14 protein-coding genes, 1 tRNA gene and 1 pseudogene are annotated in these 16447 nt (G+C 65.6%); 3 read left to right on the top strand and 13 right to left on the bottom strand.

Going from position 1 to position 16447, the window contains the following annotated elements; all coding sequences use genetic code 11:
* The 3 genes from GD628_RS11275 to GD628_RS11285 all read left to right on the top strand — a co-directional run bounded on the left by GD628_RS11275 (nt 1) and on the right by GD628_RS11285 (nt 2833).
* Nucleotides 1-981 carry a branched-chain amino acid ABC transporter permease gene (locus tag GD628_RS11275; protein ID WP_091606804.1) on the top strand — a complete coding sequence of 327 codons (981 nt, stop codon included), beginning with the start codon at nt 1-3 and terminating at the stop codon, nt 979-981.
* 164 nt (nt 982-1145) lie between these two features.
* On the top strand, nt 1146-2090 hold the full coding sequence (locus GD628_RS11280; protein WP_091606971.1) for an ABC transporter ATP-binding protein: 945 nt from the start codon (nt 1146-1148) through the stop codon (nt 2088-2090).
* The gene (locus GD628_RS11285; RefSeq protein ID WP_152274779.1) at nt 2087-2833 is read left to right on the top strand and encodes an ABC transporter ATP-binding protein; all 747 of its coding nucleotides are present in this window, start codon (nt 2087-2089) and stop codon (nt 2831-2833) included. Before GD628_RS11280 ends, GD628_RS11285 begins: the two co-directional genes overlap by 4 nt.
* 178 nt (nt 2834-3011) lie before the next feature.
* On the opposite strand, the gene GD628_RS11290 is transcribed toward GD628_RS11285, so the two are convergent.
* From GD628_RS11290 to GD628_RS11345, 13 genes and pseudogenes are all read right to left on the bottom strand, one after another.
* A complete protein-coding gene (locus GD628_RS11290) occupies nt 3012-4406 on the bottom strand; it encodes an ABC transporter substrate-binding protein (RefSeq protein WP_091606809.1) in 1395 nt (464 codons plus the stop codon).
* 190 nt (nt 4407-4596) lie between these two features.
* Nucleotides 4597-4669: transfer RNA gene (locus GD628_RS11295), tRNA-Leu, on the bottom strand.
* 176 nt (nt 4670-4845) lie between these two features.
* Entirely contained in the window at nt 4846-6228 is a 1383-nt protein-coding gene (locus GD628_RS11300) for an NAD(P)/FAD-dependent oxidoreductase (protein WP_091606812.1), read from the bottom strand.
* A gap of 157 nt (nt 6229-6385) precedes the next feature.
* Entirely contained in the window at nt 6386-7846 is a 1461-nt protein-coding gene (locus tag GD628_RS11305; protein WP_387005311.1) for a S8 family serine peptidase, read from the bottom strand.
* Entirely contained in the window at nt 7843-8829 is a 987-nt protein-coding gene (locus GD628_RS16915; RefSeq protein WP_226802534.1) for a Ppx/GppA phosphatase family protein, read from the bottom strand. Before GD628_RS16915 ends, GD628_RS11305 begins: the two co-directional genes overlap by 4 nt.
* A pseudogene (locus GD628_RS16920) lies at nt 8827-9504 on the bottom strand (DUF501 domain-containing protein); the annotation flags it as partial. The pseudogene GD628_RS16920 and the gene GD628_RS16915, both read right to left, overlap by 3 nt.
* 84 nt (nt 9505-9588) lie before the next feature.
* Nucleotides 9589-10389 carry an FtsB family cell division protein gene (locus GD628_RS16715; protein WP_226802497.1) on the bottom strand — a complete coding sequence of 267 codons (801 nt, stop codon included), beginning with the start codon at nt 10387-10389 and terminating at the stop codon, nt 9589-9591.
* 186 nt (nt 10390-10575) lie between these two features.
* Nucleotides 10576-11856: a phosphopyruvate hydratase gene (gene eno, locus GD628_RS11320; protein WP_091606817.1), complete on the bottom strand. Its 1281-nt coding sequence runs from the start codon at nt 11854-11856 to the stop codon at nt 10576-10578.
* 116 nt (nt 11857-11972) lie between these two features.
* A complete protein-coding gene (locus tag GD628_RS11325) occupies nt 11973-12662 on the bottom strand; it encodes a MazG nucleotide pyrophosphohydrolase domain-containing protein (RefSeq protein ID WP_226802498.1) in 690 nt (229 codons plus the stop codon).
* Nucleotides 12655-13806: an adenosine deaminase gene (locus GD628_RS11330; protein WP_152274781.1), complete on the bottom strand. Its 1152-nt coding sequence runs from the start codon at nt 13804-13806 to the stop codon at nt 12655-12657. The genes GD628_RS11325 and GD628_RS11330 overlap by 8 nt, the downstream gene beginning before the upstream one ends.
* Nucleotides 13807-13839: 33 nt before the next feature.
* Nucleotides 13840-14484: a DedA family protein gene (locus GD628_RS11335; protein ID WP_091606822.1), complete on the bottom strand. Its 645-nt coding sequence runs from the start codon at nt 14482-14484 to the stop codon at nt 13840-13842.
* A gap of 247 nt (nt 14485-14731) precedes the next feature.
* Complete coding sequence (locus tag GD628_RS11340; RefSeq protein ID WP_152274782.1) at nt 14732-16015, bottom strand: thymidine phosphorylase; 1284 nt, start codon at nt 16013-16015, stop codon at nt 14732-14734.
* The gene (locus tag GD628_RS11345) at nt 16012-16434 is read right to left on the bottom strand and encodes a cytidine deaminase (protein ID WP_152274783.1); all 423 of its coding nucleotides are present in this window, start codon (nt 16432-16434) and stop codon (nt 16012-16014) included. Before GD628_RS11345 ends, GD628_RS11340 begins: the two co-directional genes overlap by 4 nt.
* Nucleotides 16435-16447 lie beyond the last annotated feature (13 nt).

A 16447-nucleotide genomic window follows, 5' to 3' on the forward strand; every position in this document is an offset into this window, starting at 1 on the left:
ATGGACTTTGGAAACATCCTGCTGGGTGCAGTCAACGAATTCTTCACACCCACCACCGCGGCCTATGCGCTGGCAGCCCTCGGGCTGGCCGTGCACTTCGGCTACACCGGCCTGCTGAACTTCGGCCAGGCCGGCTTCATGGCAATCGGAGCCTACGGGTTCGCCATCCCCACCCTGAGCTTCAATGCTCCCCTCCCGGTGGCCCTGCTGATCGCGATGCTTGCCTCCGTCGCGTTCGCGGTGCTGCTCGGCCTGCCAACGCTGCGCCTCCGTGCGGACTACCTAGCAATTGTGACGATCGCCGCCGCGGAAATCATCCGCTATGTGGTGACCACCAACGGCCTCACGGAAGTTACCGGTTCTGCCAACGGACTGGCCGCTTTCGAGGGCGGCTTCTACTCGCTCAACCCCTTCGCCCCCGGGCAATACAACCTGGGTCCGTTCAGCCTGAACGAACGTGACCTTTGGATCCGCGTGGTTGCCTGGACCGTCGTCGCGCTGGCCTGCCTGGTGATCTGGCTGCTGGTGCGCAGCCCCTGGGGCCGTGTGGTCAAGGGCATCCGCGAGGATGAGAACGCCGTCCGCTCGCTGGGCAAGAACGTTTACGCCTACAAGATGCAGGCCCTGATCATCGGCGGCATGCTCGGTTCGCTCGCAGGCATCATCTTCACGCTTCCCCGCGGAGCCGTGCAGCCGGCGAACTACGGCACAGAGCTGACGTTCTTCCTGTACACGGCGCTGCTGCTCGGAGGCATGTCCACCGTGCTCGGTCCGGTGATCGGCGCCATGATTTTCTGGGCCGTGCTGTCCCTGACCCAAGGCCTGCTCTACGGGGCAATCGAGTCCGGGGCCATCACCTTCCTGAACACTACCCAGGCCGGCCAGCTGCGTTACATCCTTGTAGGTGTAGCCCTCATGCTGCTGATGATCTTCCGGCCGCAGGGCGTGCTGGGCAACAAGAAGGAGCTGTCATTCGCATGAGCCATCAAGCAGAAAGTCCGCAGCCGCCGCGCCGTTCGGGCGCCCACGCTGCCGAGCCCGCGGCGGAAACCGTCCCTGCCGGGGCAGCACCGGCAGAGGCAGCCCCGCTGGACACGGCGCCGGCTGAGCCTGACCAGCACCCCGGGTGGGCCGGCAACAAGTACATGAACGATGACCGTCCGATTGCGGCCGGTGAAGTAGGCCCGGGGTGCCGCAAGCGGGACCCCATTCTGGTGGCCTCCAACGTGACACGGACCTACGGCGGCATCAACGCCGTCGACGTTGAACACGTTGAGGTGCCGCGGAACAAGATCACCGCCCTGATTGGCCCGAACGGCGCCGGCAAGACCACCCTGTTCAACCTGCTCACCGGCTTCGACACCCCGCAGTCCGGGGAATGGAAGTTCGAAGACCGGGACCTGGCAGGCGTCTCCGCCTACAAGGTGGCCAGGCTGGGCATGGTCCGCACCTTCCAGCTGACCAAGGTCATGGGCAAGCTGACGGTGCTGGAGAACATGCGCCTGGGCGCGAGCGAACAGCCCGGCGAAGCCCTGCGGCGGGCATTGTTCCGTCCGCTGTGGAAGAAGCGGGAGAACGAAATCACGGAGCAGGCGGACGCCCTGCTGGCGAAGTTCAAGCTGGACACCAAGCGCAGCGACTATGCCGCTTCGCTTTCCGGCGGCCAGCGCAAGCTGCTCGAAATGGCACGCGCGCTCATGGTCAATCCCAAGCTGGTGATGCTGGATGAACCCATGGCAGGTGTGAACCCGGCACTGACGCAGTCGCTGCTGGACCATATCAAAAACCTGAAGGCCGAAGGCATGAGCGTTCTCTTCGTGGAACACGACATGCATATGGTCCGGCACATTGCGGACTGGGTGATCGTGATGGCCGAGGGCAAGGTAGTAGCCGAAGGGCCGCCGTCGGAGGTCATGAAGGACCAGGCTGTGATCGACGCCTACCTTGGTGCGCACCACGACGTGGACCTTGGCGACTCCGAAGGCTTCGAGAAGCTGGAAGCGGTCCTCGAGAAGGACCCCGGTTCAGACATACAGGGCGGTGAGGGACTGGCCCCCGTGACCATCCAGGAACGTAAGGACATGGCATGAGCGCTGAGAATTTCGAGGGCGACTCGGTCGTCAAGGTCACCGACCTGGTGGCCGGCTACCTTCCCGGAGTGAACATCCTCAACGGGTGCTCCATCGAAGCCCGCCGCGGCGAGCTGATCGGGATCATCGGGCCAAACGGCGCCGGCAAGTCCACTCTCCTCAAGGCCATGTTCGGCCTGGTGAAGGTCCATTCCGGCACCGTCATGGTGCGCGGCCAGGACCTGACCGGGCTGAAGGCCAACAGGCTGGTCAGCCGGGGAGTGGGGTTCGTTCCGCAGAACAACAATGTGTTCGCCTCACTCACCATCGAGGAGAACCTGCAGATGGGCCTGTACCAGCAGCCGAAGAACTTCAAGGAACGCTTCGAATTCGTGGCTGAGCTGTTCCCGGAGCTGAAGAAGCGGCGCAGCCAGCGGGCGGGTTCCCTTTCCGGCGGTGAGCGGCAGATGGTTGCCATGGGGCGGGCGCTCATGATGGAACCGGCCGTGCTGCTGCTGGATGAGCCGTCGGCAGGCCTCTCCCCCGTCAAGCAGGATGAAACCTTCCTGCGGGTTCATGAGATCAACCGTGCCGGCGTCTCCGTGATCATGGTGGAGCAGAACGCCCGTCGCTGCCTGCAGATCTGCGACCGTGCCTACGTGCTGGACCAGGGCAGGGACGCGTACACCGGTACCGGCCGTGAGCTGATGAAGGATCCCAAGGTTATCCAGCTGTACCTGGGGACCCTCGCCGATACGGCGTAGTCCCGGTCGCGAAAGGGGCCCGTCCGGAGCTTCGGCTCCGGACGGGCCCCTTCGTTTAAGCGCTCACTTCACGGGCGGTGGCGGCGGGCCAGCGTCCCGCAGGCGAACGGCAAAGGGCCCCCGCCGGAGCAGGGGCCCTTTGAGTGGTGCGGTAGTGATAGTGGTGTAACCGGCCTGTCTAGAGCTTGCCAACCTCGGAGCGGCTCGGAACCGGCTTGTTGTCGGCGTCGAACTGGTAGATGCCGATGTACGCCTCGGTCGGGTCACCGTTCTCGTCGAAGCTGATGGGTCCGGAGTAGCCGTCGTAGTCGATATCTCCGCCGCCGCGCAGGATGGTGACGCAGCCTGCGAAGTCGAAGCACTTCTCGCCTTCGGAGGAGACACCCTGCAGTTCAGCGGCGATTGCCTGTCCGTCGGTGCTGCCGGCTGCTTCTGAGGCCAGGGCCAGGAGGGTCACGGCGTCGTAGCTTTCACCGGCGTACGCCCAGTCCTTCAGGGCAGGGTCGACTTCCAGCAGGGCGTCCTTGAAGTTGTCTGACGCGAACGGTCCCGGGATGGTGCCCTGGGCGCCTTCCAGCGTTCCTGCTTCGAGGTCCGCACTGTAGTCGGAGGTGTTGCCGTCAACGAAGAAGATCTGCGACGGGTCAACGCCCTTGCCCGTGAGCAGCGGTGCAATGCTCTTGGCCTGGTCGAAGCTGATGACCACGATTGCGTCCGGGTTCGCTGCGGTGACGGTATCCACCTGGCTGCTGAACTGCGAGTCGCCTTCGTTGAACATCGACTCTGCGACCACCTGGCCGCCTGCGGCCTCGACCGAGCCCTTGATGTTGGACTGCAGGCCGGTGCCGTACGCGTCGTTCAGGACGATCATGCCCACGGTCTGGGCGCCGCACTCCATGATGTAGTTGCCCAGGGTGCGGCCCTGGAGAACGTCTGAGGGAGCGGTGCGCCAGTACAGGCCGTTGTCGTCCCAGTCAGTGAAGTCCGGGGAAGTGTTGGCCGGCGAGAACTGAATGACGCCAGCCCCGGTGATCTGGTTGATGACAGTCTTGGAAACACCGGACGAAGCGGCACCGATGATGGCGCTGACATCCTGCCCCAGCAGGTCTGTCACGGACTGGGTGGCGATGTCCGTGGTGGTGTCGCCGGAATCGCGGTGGACTACCTCAACCGGCTTGCCCAGGACGCCGCCGGCGGCATTGATTTCCTCAACGGCGAGGTCAACGCCGGCGATTTCCGGCGGGCCGAGGAAGGCGAGGGCGCCTGTCGTGGGCAGCAGGGTCCCGAGTTTGAGCGGGGTATCCGTGGTTCCTGTGGAGGCGGGGACGGCTGAGGGATCGCCCTTCTCTCCGGGATCCTCGCCGGTTCCCCCCTGGCTCTCCGGGCAGGAAAGGACCGAACTGTTTGCTGCTGACGAAGAATCCTCGGACGGTGAGGAGTCGGTTCCGGAGTCGCCGCCGCTGCCGCAGGCTGAAGCGAACAGGGCTACGCCCAAGCCCAGTGCTGCCATCTTTGCTGCGCGGCCGTACCCATCCCCGAGGCCAAGCGGCCCGGTCTTGCGAAGTGCAGTCATGTAGTTTTTCTCCCCGATCGAAAGGCGGGTGCCTTTGATGCTGTCATCAGGTGTTCCTGATAAGAGAAAAAGCTAATGGAATAATGTGACGAAGATAAGAGCTTCCGGTTACAGCCTTGTAACACTCATCACACTCGTGGCCGGCATGTTGCACGATGCTCAAACGCGTGGTTTAAGATAGTTCACTTTGTACCCCAGGTGGGACTCGAACCCACAACACAAGGATTTTAAGTCCTCTGCCTCTGCCATTGGGCTACTGGGGCGCCCGCACGCCAGGTTCCCGGCCGCGTGCCGGGCCCAGGCGCATAAACCAGCCTACTTTAGCCCCGCTGGAGCACAGAAACCGTCCCCTTCCAAGCGGTTGCACTCTGCTTAACCGCCAGCGGCGGCCGCCCGGATCGCTCCGGTCGGCCGCCGCTGTATGGCAGTTTCGCTGGTGTTACTTGGCTGCGGGCTTCTTGGCCGGCGTCGCCGCCTCCACGAATGCCTTGCGAGGGTTCTTCAGGTTCAGCAGCTGGGTGAAGTCGCGGCCCCAGACGAAGTTGGATACCCATCCGGAGACAACGCGGAACTTCCGCTCGAACATCGGCATGGCCATGCCGTGGTAGCCGCGGTGCGCCAGCCAGGCCGGGAGGCCCTTCATGCCGAAGCCCATGATGTTGGCGACGCCCTTGTACTGGCCCATGCCTGCGACTGCGCCGAGGTTCTTGTGGCGGTATTCAACAACCTGGCCCTCGCCGTAGCGGTCGGCAAGCAGGTTCTTGGCCAGGCGCTTCGCCTGGCGAACCGCATGCTGCGCGTTCGGAACGCAGAAGCCGCCTACACCGCCGCCGGTGAGGTCCGGAACAGCGGAAACGTCGCCGGCTGCCCAGGCGCCTTCCAGGGGTCCGTCGTCGCCAGTGATCCGCAGTTCGGCGTTGGCGCGGACGCGGCCGCGGTCGTCGATCGGGAAATCGGTGGCGCGGACCATCGGGTTGGCCTGTACGCCGGCCGTCCAGATGAGGGTGTCTGCTTCGAATTCACCGGCCGGGGACTTGTCCGCCATGTTGATGAGCTTCAGCAGGCCGCCTTCGGCACTGGCCAGCGAGGTGTTGAGCAGTACTTCGATGCCTCGCTCACGCATCGAGGAGACAACCCATTCGGCCTGGTCCGGCTTGACCTCGGGCATGACCCGGCCCATGGCCTCGATCATGACGAAGCGCAGGTCTTCACGCTTGAGGCGGTTGTTCTCGCGAACGGCTCCGCGTGCCATGTCTTCGATTTCGGTGATGGTCTCGATGCCTGCGAAGCCACCGCCGACGACGACGAAGGTCAGTGCGCGGGCGCGGGCCGCCTGGTCGGTCATCAGGGAAGCGGTTTCGATGCGTTCGAGCACCTTGTTCCGCATTTCGACGGCTTCTTCGATGGTCTTCATGCCGATGCCGGCCTCGGCGAGGCCCGGGATCGGGAAGGTGCGCGTCACGGAACCGGCAGCCATGACGACGTCGCGGTAGCTGAGTTCGAACGGAGCGCCGCCGTCGGCGGGCTCAACCGTTGCGGTGTGCGTGGCGTGGTTGATGGCCACGACCTTGCCGGAGATCAGCTCGGTGTCCTTGAGGTGCATGCGGTGGGAAACAACCGCGTTGCGCGCATTGATGGTGCCCGCAGCAACCTCGGGAAGGAAGGGCTGGTAGGTCATGTACGGCAGCGGATCCACTACCGTGACGATCCCGCCGTTGGCCTTGACCTTCTTTTGGAGGTTCTTGGCTACGTACAGACCGACGTAGCCACCGCCAACCACCAGAACGCGGGGACGATCAGAAAATTGTGTTTGCGATGCCATGGGCAACATCCTACCCGACTTGTGAAAGTCTTCACTAAGTCGCACGAATAGATTTCCTTACCTTTCAACGCAGCCGTTTACGGCCTTCACTGACGCGGCGCCGGGAGCGCCGCCGCCGTGCCGCTAGCGCTGCGCCGGGAGCGCCGCCGCCGTGCCGCTAGCGCTGCGAAGCAGGGGTCGCCGGGTGGTCAAGGTCATCTTCCCGGGCCTCGTTCTCCGCCGCCGGTCCAGCGTCCGGTGTCCCGGCGCGCCCGGAGCGTTTCACCCGGAGGACGGCGACCGCGCCACCGGCACCCACCAGAAGAATCAGGCCGCCGAAACCGAGGACCAGGCCTGCGGGCAGCGGGTCGTTCCCCGCCCGGGGGTCCGCTGCCTCGGGGACCTTTGGTTCCGGAATATCCGGCAGGCTCTGGCCCGGTGCCGGCGCAGGGGCTTCCGCGGCCGGTGCTTCGCCGCGTCGGTGGATGCGGATCCACTCTTCGATCGTCCCCAGCGGGTTGCCCGCCACAGCCGGTACGTCCGCGTTGAGCGCGGCGGCTGCGTCTACGATTCCGTACCCGTACAGCGTGTCCCGGCCGGGAGCCCCGCTGTCCTTGGCGGTAGTAATGATGCGGTTGATTACCTGCGCGGCGGTGAGCTCCGGGTAGGCGGAGCGGATCAGGGCGGCAACACCGGATACCAGCGGTGCAGCGGCTGAGGTGCCGGACCACTCGGCATACCGTGAAGGCCCGCCGGGCAGTCCGCCCACAAGATTCTCCGCCGGTGCGGCTACGCCAATGCTGATGCCTTCGGAGGACGAATCCCAGCTGGCCCGTCCCTGCCGGTCAAGTCCGGCAACCGTGAGGACACCCGGAATGGTTGCGGGCGCGCCGACCTGGGTCATGCCGATGCCGCGGTTTCCGGCAGCCGCCACAATGACGACGTCGTTTTGCTCGGCGTAAAGGAAGGCCTCGTCCCAGCTCTCCGGCCATGAGGTCGACGACGACCCCAGGGACATGTTGATGACCTTCGCGCCGCTGTCCACGGCCCAGCGGACGGCGTTCGGCAGCTGATCGTCAATCGGAATGCCGCCGGGGTTGGAACCGCCAATCCAGGCGGACACGGAGAGGACTTCCGCTTTGGGAGCCACTCCCATGATGCCGTCCGGCCCATTTCCGGGACCTGAATATTCCTCGGCCTCTTTGTCCTTGTCCTTTTCCTTGTCTTCTTCCTTGTCGCCGCCTTTGTCGGCCTCCGCGGTGTGCCCGCGGCCGGCCAGGAGGGTGGCAACCAGGGTGCCGTGCTCGGGATTGACTCCCAGGCCCCGCGCGCCGGCAGGATCACCGGCACCGGAGACGTCCGCTCCCCCGGTGACCGCGCCGGCGAGGTCGGGATGGCTGGTGTCGATTCCGGTGTCGATGACCGCTACCTTGACGCCTTCGCCCTGCGACGTCTTCCAGGCTTCGGTGATTCCATAGTCGGCGAGCCAATACTGCTTGTCCCGCCACTCGTCCGCATGTGCGGCCTGCGGAAGGGCGAGCTGGAAGAGGATCACCGCGGTAAGGGAGAAGGCCCCTGCACCGGCAGCACGCTTGAATGCGGCGCCCGGAGTCCGGCGCCGTCCTGTTTTCCCGCTCACCGCACCGCGCTCCGGGCTATGCCGTCAAGGATGTCGTGCTCCGAGGTGATCGCGGAGTCCACGCGGCCGTCAGTCAGTTCTTCCATCCGGTCCACGATCGTCTGCCAGATCAGCGCGCCGGCACCGATAACATCCACCCGCCCCGGGTGCATGTACGGCAGGGCTTCGCGTTCGGCACGGCTGAGGTGCAGCAGTGAGGAGGCTGCCTGTTCCACGGCCTGGCTGCTGAGCTCCGTGCCGTGGATTGCTTCCGGGGAATACTCCGGCAGCCTCAGGGCATGCGCGGTCACCGTGGTGACGGTTCCCGCTACGCCGATGAGCCGGTCTGCCGTGGCCAGGGGCACGGTTTGGAGGACCTGGGCGATCATGTCCAGGACGTCGCCGCGCGCCAGGGCGATCTCCGCTTCGGTGGGCGGGTCGGACACGAGGTGGCGTTCGGTGAACCGGACGCAGCCCATGTCCGTGCTCTTGGCGGCGAGCACCTTCCCGTTCACGCCCAGCACAAATTCGGTGGAGCCGCCGCCCAGATCGACGACGACGGTGCGGACTCCTGATTCTCCGGCCAGCACGCTTGCGGCTCCGGCGAAGGACAGGGCTGCTTCTTCGTCACCTGAGATGACTTCGGGTTCAACGCCCAGCCGGGCGCGGATGCCGTCGGTGAATTCAGTCCGGTTCTCGGCGTCGCGGGTGGCCGAAGTAGCTACGAAGCGGACTTTCTGCGCACCGTGCTCGCGGATCAGCGCGGCGTATTCGTCTGCGGCTGCGAAGGTGCGTTCAAGTGCGGCGTCGGAGAGGCGTCCGGTGGCGTCAACGCCTTCCCCGAGGCGGACAATGCGCATCAGGCGCACGACGTCGGTGAGCCGGGTAACACCGTTCTCTGTCCGTGCGTCGGCGATCAGGAGGCGGATCGAGTTGGTGCCGCAGTCCACGGCCGCTACCCGGGTGGCACCGCTTGGCGAACCTGCTTCTTCCGGGTTTTCCATGCTGTCCTCCTGTTCACCCGCGGCTTCCCGTTCAGCCTGCAGGGCGGCACGCCGGGCTGCCCGCTTCCGGTCAAGTTCCTGGGCGGAGAGGCCCTGGGTCTTGGTGTGGCGGCTCAGGTCCCGCGACGGTGCAGGGCTGCTGGTGTCCCAGGCGCCAACGCAATAGCAGCGGTCCCGGGTCCACCATTCGGAGATGGCGTCGAGCGCCTCATCACCCAGCGGGTTGACTCCCGGCCCTGCGGCCAGCGAGTGTCCCACGAGAACGTGCAGGCACTTCACGCGTGTGGGCATGCCGCCGGCGGAGACGCCGTCGATCTCCGGGACCGGCCCCGTTCCGGTCCGTTCGCCGATCTCGCTGCGGACTTCCAGGTAAGCCTCGTGTGCCTGGCGGTACCGTTCGGCAAGTTCCGGGTCCTGTTCAAGCCGCTCGGTCATTTCCGTCATGAGGCCTGCGGCCTCGAGCCGGGAAACCGCCGCGGTGATGACCGGATGGGTCAGGTAGTACGTGGTGGGGAAGGGAATTCCGTTGCTCAGGCGCGGGGCGGTGGTAGCCACCAGCGGGTTCCCGCAGACGCAGCGGGCCCCGATTTCGACGACGTCGCGGACCGGACGTCCAAGCTGACGGCTCAGGGTCTCCAGGTCTTCCCGGGTCGGTGTGAGCTGCTCTGGGGTCATGCCGGAAGGTCCTTCCTGGGGGTCCGCACCGGACCCAAAATGATGATGTTCCAATGCACCAGCCTACTGTGCCCGGCGGACGGGTCAGGGCGCGGTGGCGGAGCGGACCACCGAATCCCAGAGGGCGTCAACCCACTGAAGGTCCTGCGGAGCCTGCGCTGCCGCCTCTTCAACGTCCTCCACGCTGTGCTCGCCCTTGACGAGGTAGCGCGTCTCCCCTGGCATCACCAGGAAGATGCGTTCCCGGGCCTGTGCCTTGATGAAGGCGGGGTCTTCCCAGCGGGACAGCGCTTCCTGCAGTTCCTCTCCGGTCTCCTGCTCGCGGGCGATTTCAGCCTCCAGCGCCGCGATCTCCGAACGCTGCTGCAGGAAGGTACGGACCGACGGCGCCAGCAGCACGGTGATGACGACCATGACGATGCCCAGCGCCAGCAGCCGCCCGGAAAAGGACTTCGCGGGGACCGGCTTCAGGGTAGGTTCGTCCCGGGTCAACGCGGGTGTGGTGTCGGCGGCGGGCACGTCCCGGCGGATTTCCGCAGCCAGTTCCTGGCGTGCGGCAGCGCGGGCCTCCGATGGATTCGCGGGCTTGGTCTTTGCCGCTTTTGCCGGTTTGCCGGGCCGGGAGGGCTTGGGCTGGGAGGGCTTGGGCTGGGAAGGTTTGCGTCCGGAAGCGCCGGCGGCTTCAGCCCGGTTGCCGGCTGTGCCGGTCTTCAGCGGGCGTGCCGCGGAGGGTGCAGTCCCCTGGACCTCTTCTGTCCGGTTTTCCTTTGCCTGCGCGGGTTTCGGGGAACCGGCGGCGCGCTGGCCTCCCAAGGAACCGGAGCGCCGCGGAGCTGCGCCGGACTGGCCGGCGGGCCTGGGTACCTTCGGGCGTCGGGTGGACATGCTGCTCCTGTCGTGTGCGGGCTTTTCCGAATTCCTGCCTGCCGGCGGGGCCCTCAGTCCCGGTAAAAGTCAGTCCCGGCAAGGGCCTGTCCCGGCAAGGACCAGTGCAGCGAAGGACCATACAGGCCCGAAAACAGCACCGGTGGGCACCCCCACTATCGAGGGTACCCACCGGAGGCGGTGTTGCTAGGCCGTGAAACGCGGGAACGCGCTGCGTCCTGCGTAGCGGGCGGCGTCGTCGAGCTCTTCTTCGATGCGCAGCAGCTGGTTGTACTTCGCTACGCGCTCGGAGCGGGCCGGGGCGCCCGTCTTGATCTGGCCTGCGTTGGTGGCAACGCAGATGTCCGCAATCGTGGTGTCTTCCGTCTCGCCGGAGCGGTGCGAGGTAATGGTGGTGTAACCGGCGCGCTGGGCCATGGTGATGGCGTCCAGGGTCTCGGACAGGGTGCCGATCTGGTTGACCTTCACCAGCAGCGAGTTGGCAGCGTTTTCCTTGATGCCGGTCTCCAGGCGGGCCGGGTTGGTGACGAACAGGTCGTCGCCAACCAGCTGCACCTTGTCCCCGATGCTGGCCGTGAGGGCCTTCCAGCCGTCCCAGTCGTTCTCATCCAGCGGGTCTTCGATGGAGACGAGCGGGTAGTCCCGGACCAGTTCCTCGTAGTACGCGGACATTTCGGCGGCGGTGCGGTTCTGGCCTTCGAAGACGTAGGATCCGTCCTTGAAGAATTCGGAGGAGGCAACGTCCAGGGCCAGGGCAATGTCACGGCCGGGTTCGTAGCCGGCGCGCTTGATGGCTTCCAGGATCAGGTCCAGGGCTGCGCGGTTGGACGGCAGGTTCGGCGCAAAGCCGCCCTCGTCGCCCAGGCCGGTGGAGAGGCCCTGCTCCTTCAGCACGGACTTGAGGTTGTGGTAGACCTCTACGCCCCAGCGGAGTCCCTCGGAGTAGGTGTCGGCGCCCAGCGGAACGATCATGAATTCCTGGATGTCGACGTCGGAATCCGCGTGGGATCCGCCGTTGAGGATGTTCATCAGCGGCACGGGCAGGATGTGCGCGTTGGGGCCGCCCAGGTAGCGGTAGAGCGGCAGCGCAGCGGACTCGGCTGCTGCGCGTGCGACGGCGAGGGAGACACCAAGGATGGCGTTGGCGCCCAGGCCGGACTTGTTCTCGGTTCCGTCCAGGTCGATCATGGCCTGGTCGATGGCCCGCTGGTCTGCAGCGTCAAAGCCCAGCAGTGCCGGCTGGATCTGGTCGATCACGGCTTCGACGGCCTGGAGCACGCCCTTGCCCTGGTAGCGGTCCTTCTCCCCGTCACGGCGCTCGTTCGCTTCAAAGGCACCGGTGGAAGCACCGGAGGGCACTGCTGCGCGGCCGAAGGTGTCGTCGTCGAGCAGCACCTCGACCTCTACGGTCGGGTTTCCGCGGGAATCAAGGATCTCGCGTGCGTGAATGGCATCAATGATGGCCATGGGAATGCTCCTGTTCATTGGAACTTGGGTTGGTATTACAGCCAGGCCTATGACGGGGACCACGCTGTCTGGTCCAAGCCTAGTTGAATCCGGCTTGGGAGTAAGGGTTCGGGGGCTCAATCGGCGGTGCCGGGGCCTTGAGCCGTAAAACGGCGCACGGCCCGGCGCAGGGCGGCTTCGGGATCGAGGCCATGTTCGGCGGCGCGGCGGACGGTTTCGAACAGGATCTCACCCAGCTCTTCTTCGCCCTCGAAGTCCGGTACCCCGGAGGCTTTGTCCGGCACCCGGAGCCCCGCACGGCGTGCGCGTTCCTGGGTCTTGGCTGCCAGTGCCAGGGCAGGAAGGGCCGCAGGAATTCCTTCGAACGGGCTGCTGCGGTGCTTTTCGGTTTTCTTTACGGCGTCCCAGGCCCGCTCGATTTCCGCCGTGTCTTCCGTGGTGGAGTCCTGGAGGGATCCGTCGGCGCGGAAAACATGCGGGTTGCGGCGGATCATTTTGTCCGTGAGCCCGGTGACGACGTCGGAAATCGAGAAGCTGCCCGCCTCCTCCTGGAGGCGCGCGTGCAGCAGCACCTGGAAGAGGAGGTCCCCCAGTTCCCCGCTGAGTTCGTCCGCGTCCTCGGCCCGGGTATGCCCGGCATCCACTGCTTCGATGACCTCGTAGCTCTCTTCGAGCAGGTACTCGAGGAGGGATTCGTGGGTCAGGGCACCGGTCCAGGGACAGCGTTCGCGCAGCTGGGACACAACCTGGGCCAGGCGGGAAAACTCCCGGCCCAGGTTGTTGCCGCCGGTCGGGGAATCAGTCACGTGCGTTGCTGAAGCCTTCGGTGATGTACTCGGCCAGCACCGCGCGCTCTTCCAGCGGGAGGAACGCGGCGTTGGCTGCGTTCAGGGTCAGCTCCAGCAGATCGTCCAGGTCGTAGCCGAAGGTGGTTGCCAGCAGTTCGAACTCGTCGGTCAGGCTGACTCCGCTCATGAGCCGGTTGTCCGTGTTGACGGTGACAACGAAGCCGGTCTGGAACAGCAGGTCGATCGGGTGGGATTCGATGTCCGGTCCGAAGGACTCGACGGCGCCGGTCTGCAGGTTGGAGGACGGGCAGATCTCCAGGGGGATCCCCCGGTCACGGACCCAGGCGGCCACGTCCCCCAGGGTGACCATGCCCACCGAAGTATCCTCGCCGGCGTCGGGCGCTTCCTCGTCTTCGAAGTCCACTTCGATGTCCTCGGCGATCCGCACGCCGTGGCCCAGGCGCAGCGCGCGTCCGTGGACCAGGGCGTCGGTGATGCTTTCGACGCCGGCGGCCTCGCCTGCGTGGACAGTGACCGGGAACATCTGCTCGGACAGGTAGGTGAAGGCGTCCTTGAAACGGGAGGGCGGGAAGCCGTCTTCGGCCCCTGCAATGTCGAAGCCCACGGCTCCGCGGTCCCGGTGGCGGACGGCCAGTTCGGCGATCTCCATGCCGCGGTCGCCATGGCGCATGGCGGTGATCAGCTGGCCTACCTGGATCAGGGTGCCGGCGGCCTCCGCGGCCTCCACTCCGGCTTCGAGGCCTTCCTGCACGGCTTCAACGGCTTCATCCAGGCTCAGGCCGCCGGCAAGGTGCTGCTCCGGAGCCCAGCGGACTTCGGCGTACACCACGCCGTCTTCGACGAGGTCCTCAACGAACTCGCGGGCAACACGGGCCAGGCCGTCACGGGTCTGCATGACGGCGATGGTGTGGTCAAAGGTCTCGAGGTAGCGCACCAGCGAACCGGAGTTGGCGGATTCGCGGAACCACTCCCCCAGGGCAACGGGGTCTGTGGACGGCAGCGTGTGTCCAACGGCTTCGGCCAGCTCCACGATGGTGGCCGGGCGCAGCCCGCCGTCGAGGTGGTCGTGCAGCGAAACCTTGGGCAGGACACGGATGTCGAAGCTGGAAAGGGCAGCGGGATTCGTAATGGGCTCAGTCACATGCCAACTCTACGTGAGGGGCACCCGGAGCGCTTAAGGCTCGGAGTTGACGCCCTCTTCCAGCGGCTGGCTGGTACGGATGGGGGTTGGTCCGCGCAGCTTGGCGATGATCCGGTCAATGATGAGGCCAAGTACCAGGGCGACGGCAATGGCAACGACGACGGCGAGCAGGTGGTTTTCCTTGAACCAGGCCCCGGCGAGGGCGCCGATGGCTACGGAGTACGCAGCCCAGAGGACTGCGGACATTCCCGTCAGGGCCACGAACATGCGCCGGGGGTAGCGGGTGGCACCTGCGGTCAGGTTGACCACCACCCGGCCTACCGGAATGAACCGGGCGATCAGGATCAGGGAGACGGCACGCTTTTCCAGCTCGCGGCCGGCCCAGACGAACCCGCGCTGCATCCGTGGTCCCCGCATCCACCTGTATCTGTCAGTCCGGAGGGTCCGGCCCAGGGCGTAGGCGATGTTGTCACCGACGAAGGCACCTGCCGCGGCCGAGAGGGCGATCAGCCAGGCGTTGGGGCCGTCGGCCAGGAAAACCAGTGCGGACAGCCCAACGACGAGCGACTCACTCGGGATCGGGGGGAAGAAACCGTCCAGCAGGCAGCAGGCGAAAAGCACCAGGTATACCCAGGGGGCGCCTGAGTACGTCAGGACGAAGTCGTTGATGGTGTCCATTACGGCGTTTAGCACGTCCAATGGGCGGCACTCCTTGAGTCGGTATCAGTATCTACAACGATGCCACTTCCGAATCAGTGCCCGTCACCGGGCATGTCCCCTAAAACACCCTGAGCATCCCTGCCTCAACCCTGAGTCCGGCGCTTGCCCCGGTGGGTATTCCCTTCCCATCGAGATGACAGAAACTGCCCGTATGAACGCTCATACGGGCAGTTTCTGTCATCTCGATGGAGGCGGGGTGAGGGTGCTAGCTGATCCGATCGATGATCAGGGGCTGGACGCCGGAAGCCTGCGGAGCAATCACTGCTGCTCCCTCAAGGGCTTCCTTTGCCCGCTCGAACTTCTCCGGGGTATCCGTCAGCAGCGTCATGAGCGGCTGGCCGGCCCGGACCGTGGCTCCGGGCTTGGCGTGGAGGCGCACGCCTGCTCCGGCCTGCACAGCGTCTTCCTTCCGCGCGCGTCCGGCCCCGAGACGCCAGGCCGCAACACCCACGGAGAGGGCGTCCAGCTCGGTGAGCACACCGTCAGCTGAGGCCGTAATGGTTTCCGATTCCTTCGCGACGGGCAGTTCAGCGTCCGGATCCCCGCCCTGGGCCGAGATCATGCGGCGCCACACGTCCATGGCGCGGCCGTCCTTCAGCGCTGCTGCGGGATCGGCATCGGGCTGGCCTGCCGCTGCGAGCATCTCCTTCGCCAGTGCCACTGTCAGCTCCACGACGTCGGACGGGCCGCCGCCGGCGAGCACCTCCACGGACTCCTGGACCTCGATCGCGTTGCCCGCGGTCAGGCCGAGGGGCGTGGACATATTCGTGAGCAACGCCACAGTGTTTACTCCGGCGTCTTTACCCAGTGTGACCATGGTCTGGGCAAGCTCCCGGGCGTCGTCGGCATTCTTCATGAACGCACCCGAGCCCACCTTGACGTCCAGGACCAGCGAACCGGTTCCCTCGGCGATCTTCTTGCTCATGATCGAGGAGGCAATCAGTGGAATGGCTTCCACCGTGGCCGTGACGTCGCGCAGGGCATAGAGCTTCTTGTCTGCAGGAGCCAGTCCCGCACCGGCAGCGCAGATGACGGCCCCTACGTCGGCGAGCTGGGCCATCATCTCGTCGTTGCTGAGCGCTGCACGCCAGCCGGGAATGGCTTCAAGCTTGTCCAGCGTTCCGCCGGTGTGTCCCAGGCCCCGGCCGGAGAGCTGCGGCACGGCGACGCCGAAGACCGCCACCAGCGGGGCCAGCGGCAGGGTGATCTTGTCCCCCACGCCGCCTGTCGAGTGCTTGTCCGACGTCGGCTTTCCCAGCGAGGAGAAGTCCATCCGCTCGCCCGAGGCGATCATCGCTGCGGTCCAGCGGGAAATCTCCTCCCGGTTCATGCCGTTGAGGAGGATCGCCATGTTCAGGGCGGCCATCTGCTCGTCGGCGATCACGCCGCGGGTGTACGCGTCGATCGTCCAGTCGATCTGTTCCGGGCTCAGCGTGCCCCGGTCCCGCTTCACGCGGATGATGTCAACGGTGTCAAAACGCTCGCTCATTTGCCTGCCTGCCCTTCAAGGTGCTGCGGCCCGAAAGCATCGGGCAGCACTTCGTCCATGGTCCGGATGCCGCTGACGGTCAGCAGCTTCATGCCCGGTGCCCTGAATTCGTACAGCAGCTGGCGGCAGCGTCCGCACGGCATGAGGATTTCGCCCTCGCCGTCTACGCAGGTGAAGGCAACCAGGCGTCCGCCGCCGGTCATGTTCAGCTGGCTGATCATGGAGCATTCGGCGCACAGGGTCAGGCCGTAGCTGGCGTTTTCGATATTGCAGCCGGAAACAATCCGGCCGTCATCCGTCAGCGCCGCTGCCCCCACGGGATAGCGGGAGTAGGGAACGTAAGCGTGGGACATGGCCTGGCGGGCCGCGTCCTGCAGGACGTCCCAGTCGATTTCAGGCGCAGGGGTAACTGCGTTCATCTATGTGTCCTCT

The organism is Arthrobacter koreensis, assembly GCF_009193255.1.
Taxonomy (GTDB): Bacteria; Actinomycetota; Actinomycetes; order Actinomycetales; family Micrococcaceae; genus Arthrobacter_B; species Arthrobacter_B koreensis.

What these genes read in the sequence shown, in the direction of transcription:
- GD628_RS11335 (WP_091606822.1), bottom strand. Translation starts at nt 14,484, where the DNA reads ATGGACACCATCAACGACTTCGTCCTGACGTACTCAGGCGCCCCCTGG.
- GD628_RS11345 (WP_152274783.1), bottom strand. Translation starts at nt 16,434, where the DNA reads ATGAACGCAGTTACCCCTGCGCCTGAAATCGACTGGGACGTCCTGCAG.
- GD628_RS11290 (WP_091606809.1), bottom strand. Translation starts at nt 4,406, where the DNA reads ATGACTGCACTTCGCAAGACCGGGCCGCTTGGCCTCGGGGATGGGTAC.
- GD628_RS11300 (WP_091606812.1), bottom strand. Translation starts at nt 6,228, where the DNA reads ATGGCATCGCAAACACAATTTTCTGATCGTCCCCGCGTTCTGGTGGTT.
- GD628_RS11285 (WP_152274779.1), top strand. Translation starts at nt 2,087, where the DNA reads ATGAGCGCTGAGAATTTCGAGGGCGACTCGGTCGTCAAGGTCACCGAC.
- GD628_RS11275 (WP_091606804.1), top strand. Translation starts at nt 1, where the DNA reads ATGGACTTTGGAAACATCCTGCTGGGTGCAGTCAACGAATTCTTCACA.
- eno (WP_091606817.1), bottom strand. Translation starts at nt 11,856, where the DNA reads ATGGCCATCATTGATGCCATTCACGCACGCGAGATCCTTGATTCCCGC.
- GD628_RS16715 (WP_226802497.1), bottom strand. Translation starts at nt 10,389, where the DNA reads ATGTCCACCCGACGCCCGAAGGTACCCAGGCCCGCCGGCCAGTCCGGC.
- GD628_RS11280 (WP_091606971.1), top strand. Translation starts at nt 1,146, where the DNA reads ATGAACGATGACCGTCCGATTGCGGCCGGTGAAGTAGGCCCGGGGTGC.
- GD628_RS11340 (WP_152274782.1), bottom strand. Translation starts at nt 16,015, where the DNA reads ATGAGCGAGCGTTTTGACACCGTTGACATCATCCGCGTGAAGCGGGAC.
- GD628_RS16915 (WP_226802534.1), bottom strand. Translation starts at nt 8,829, where the DNA reads ATGGAAAACCCGGAAGAAGCAGGTTCGCCAAGCGGTGCCACCCGGGTA.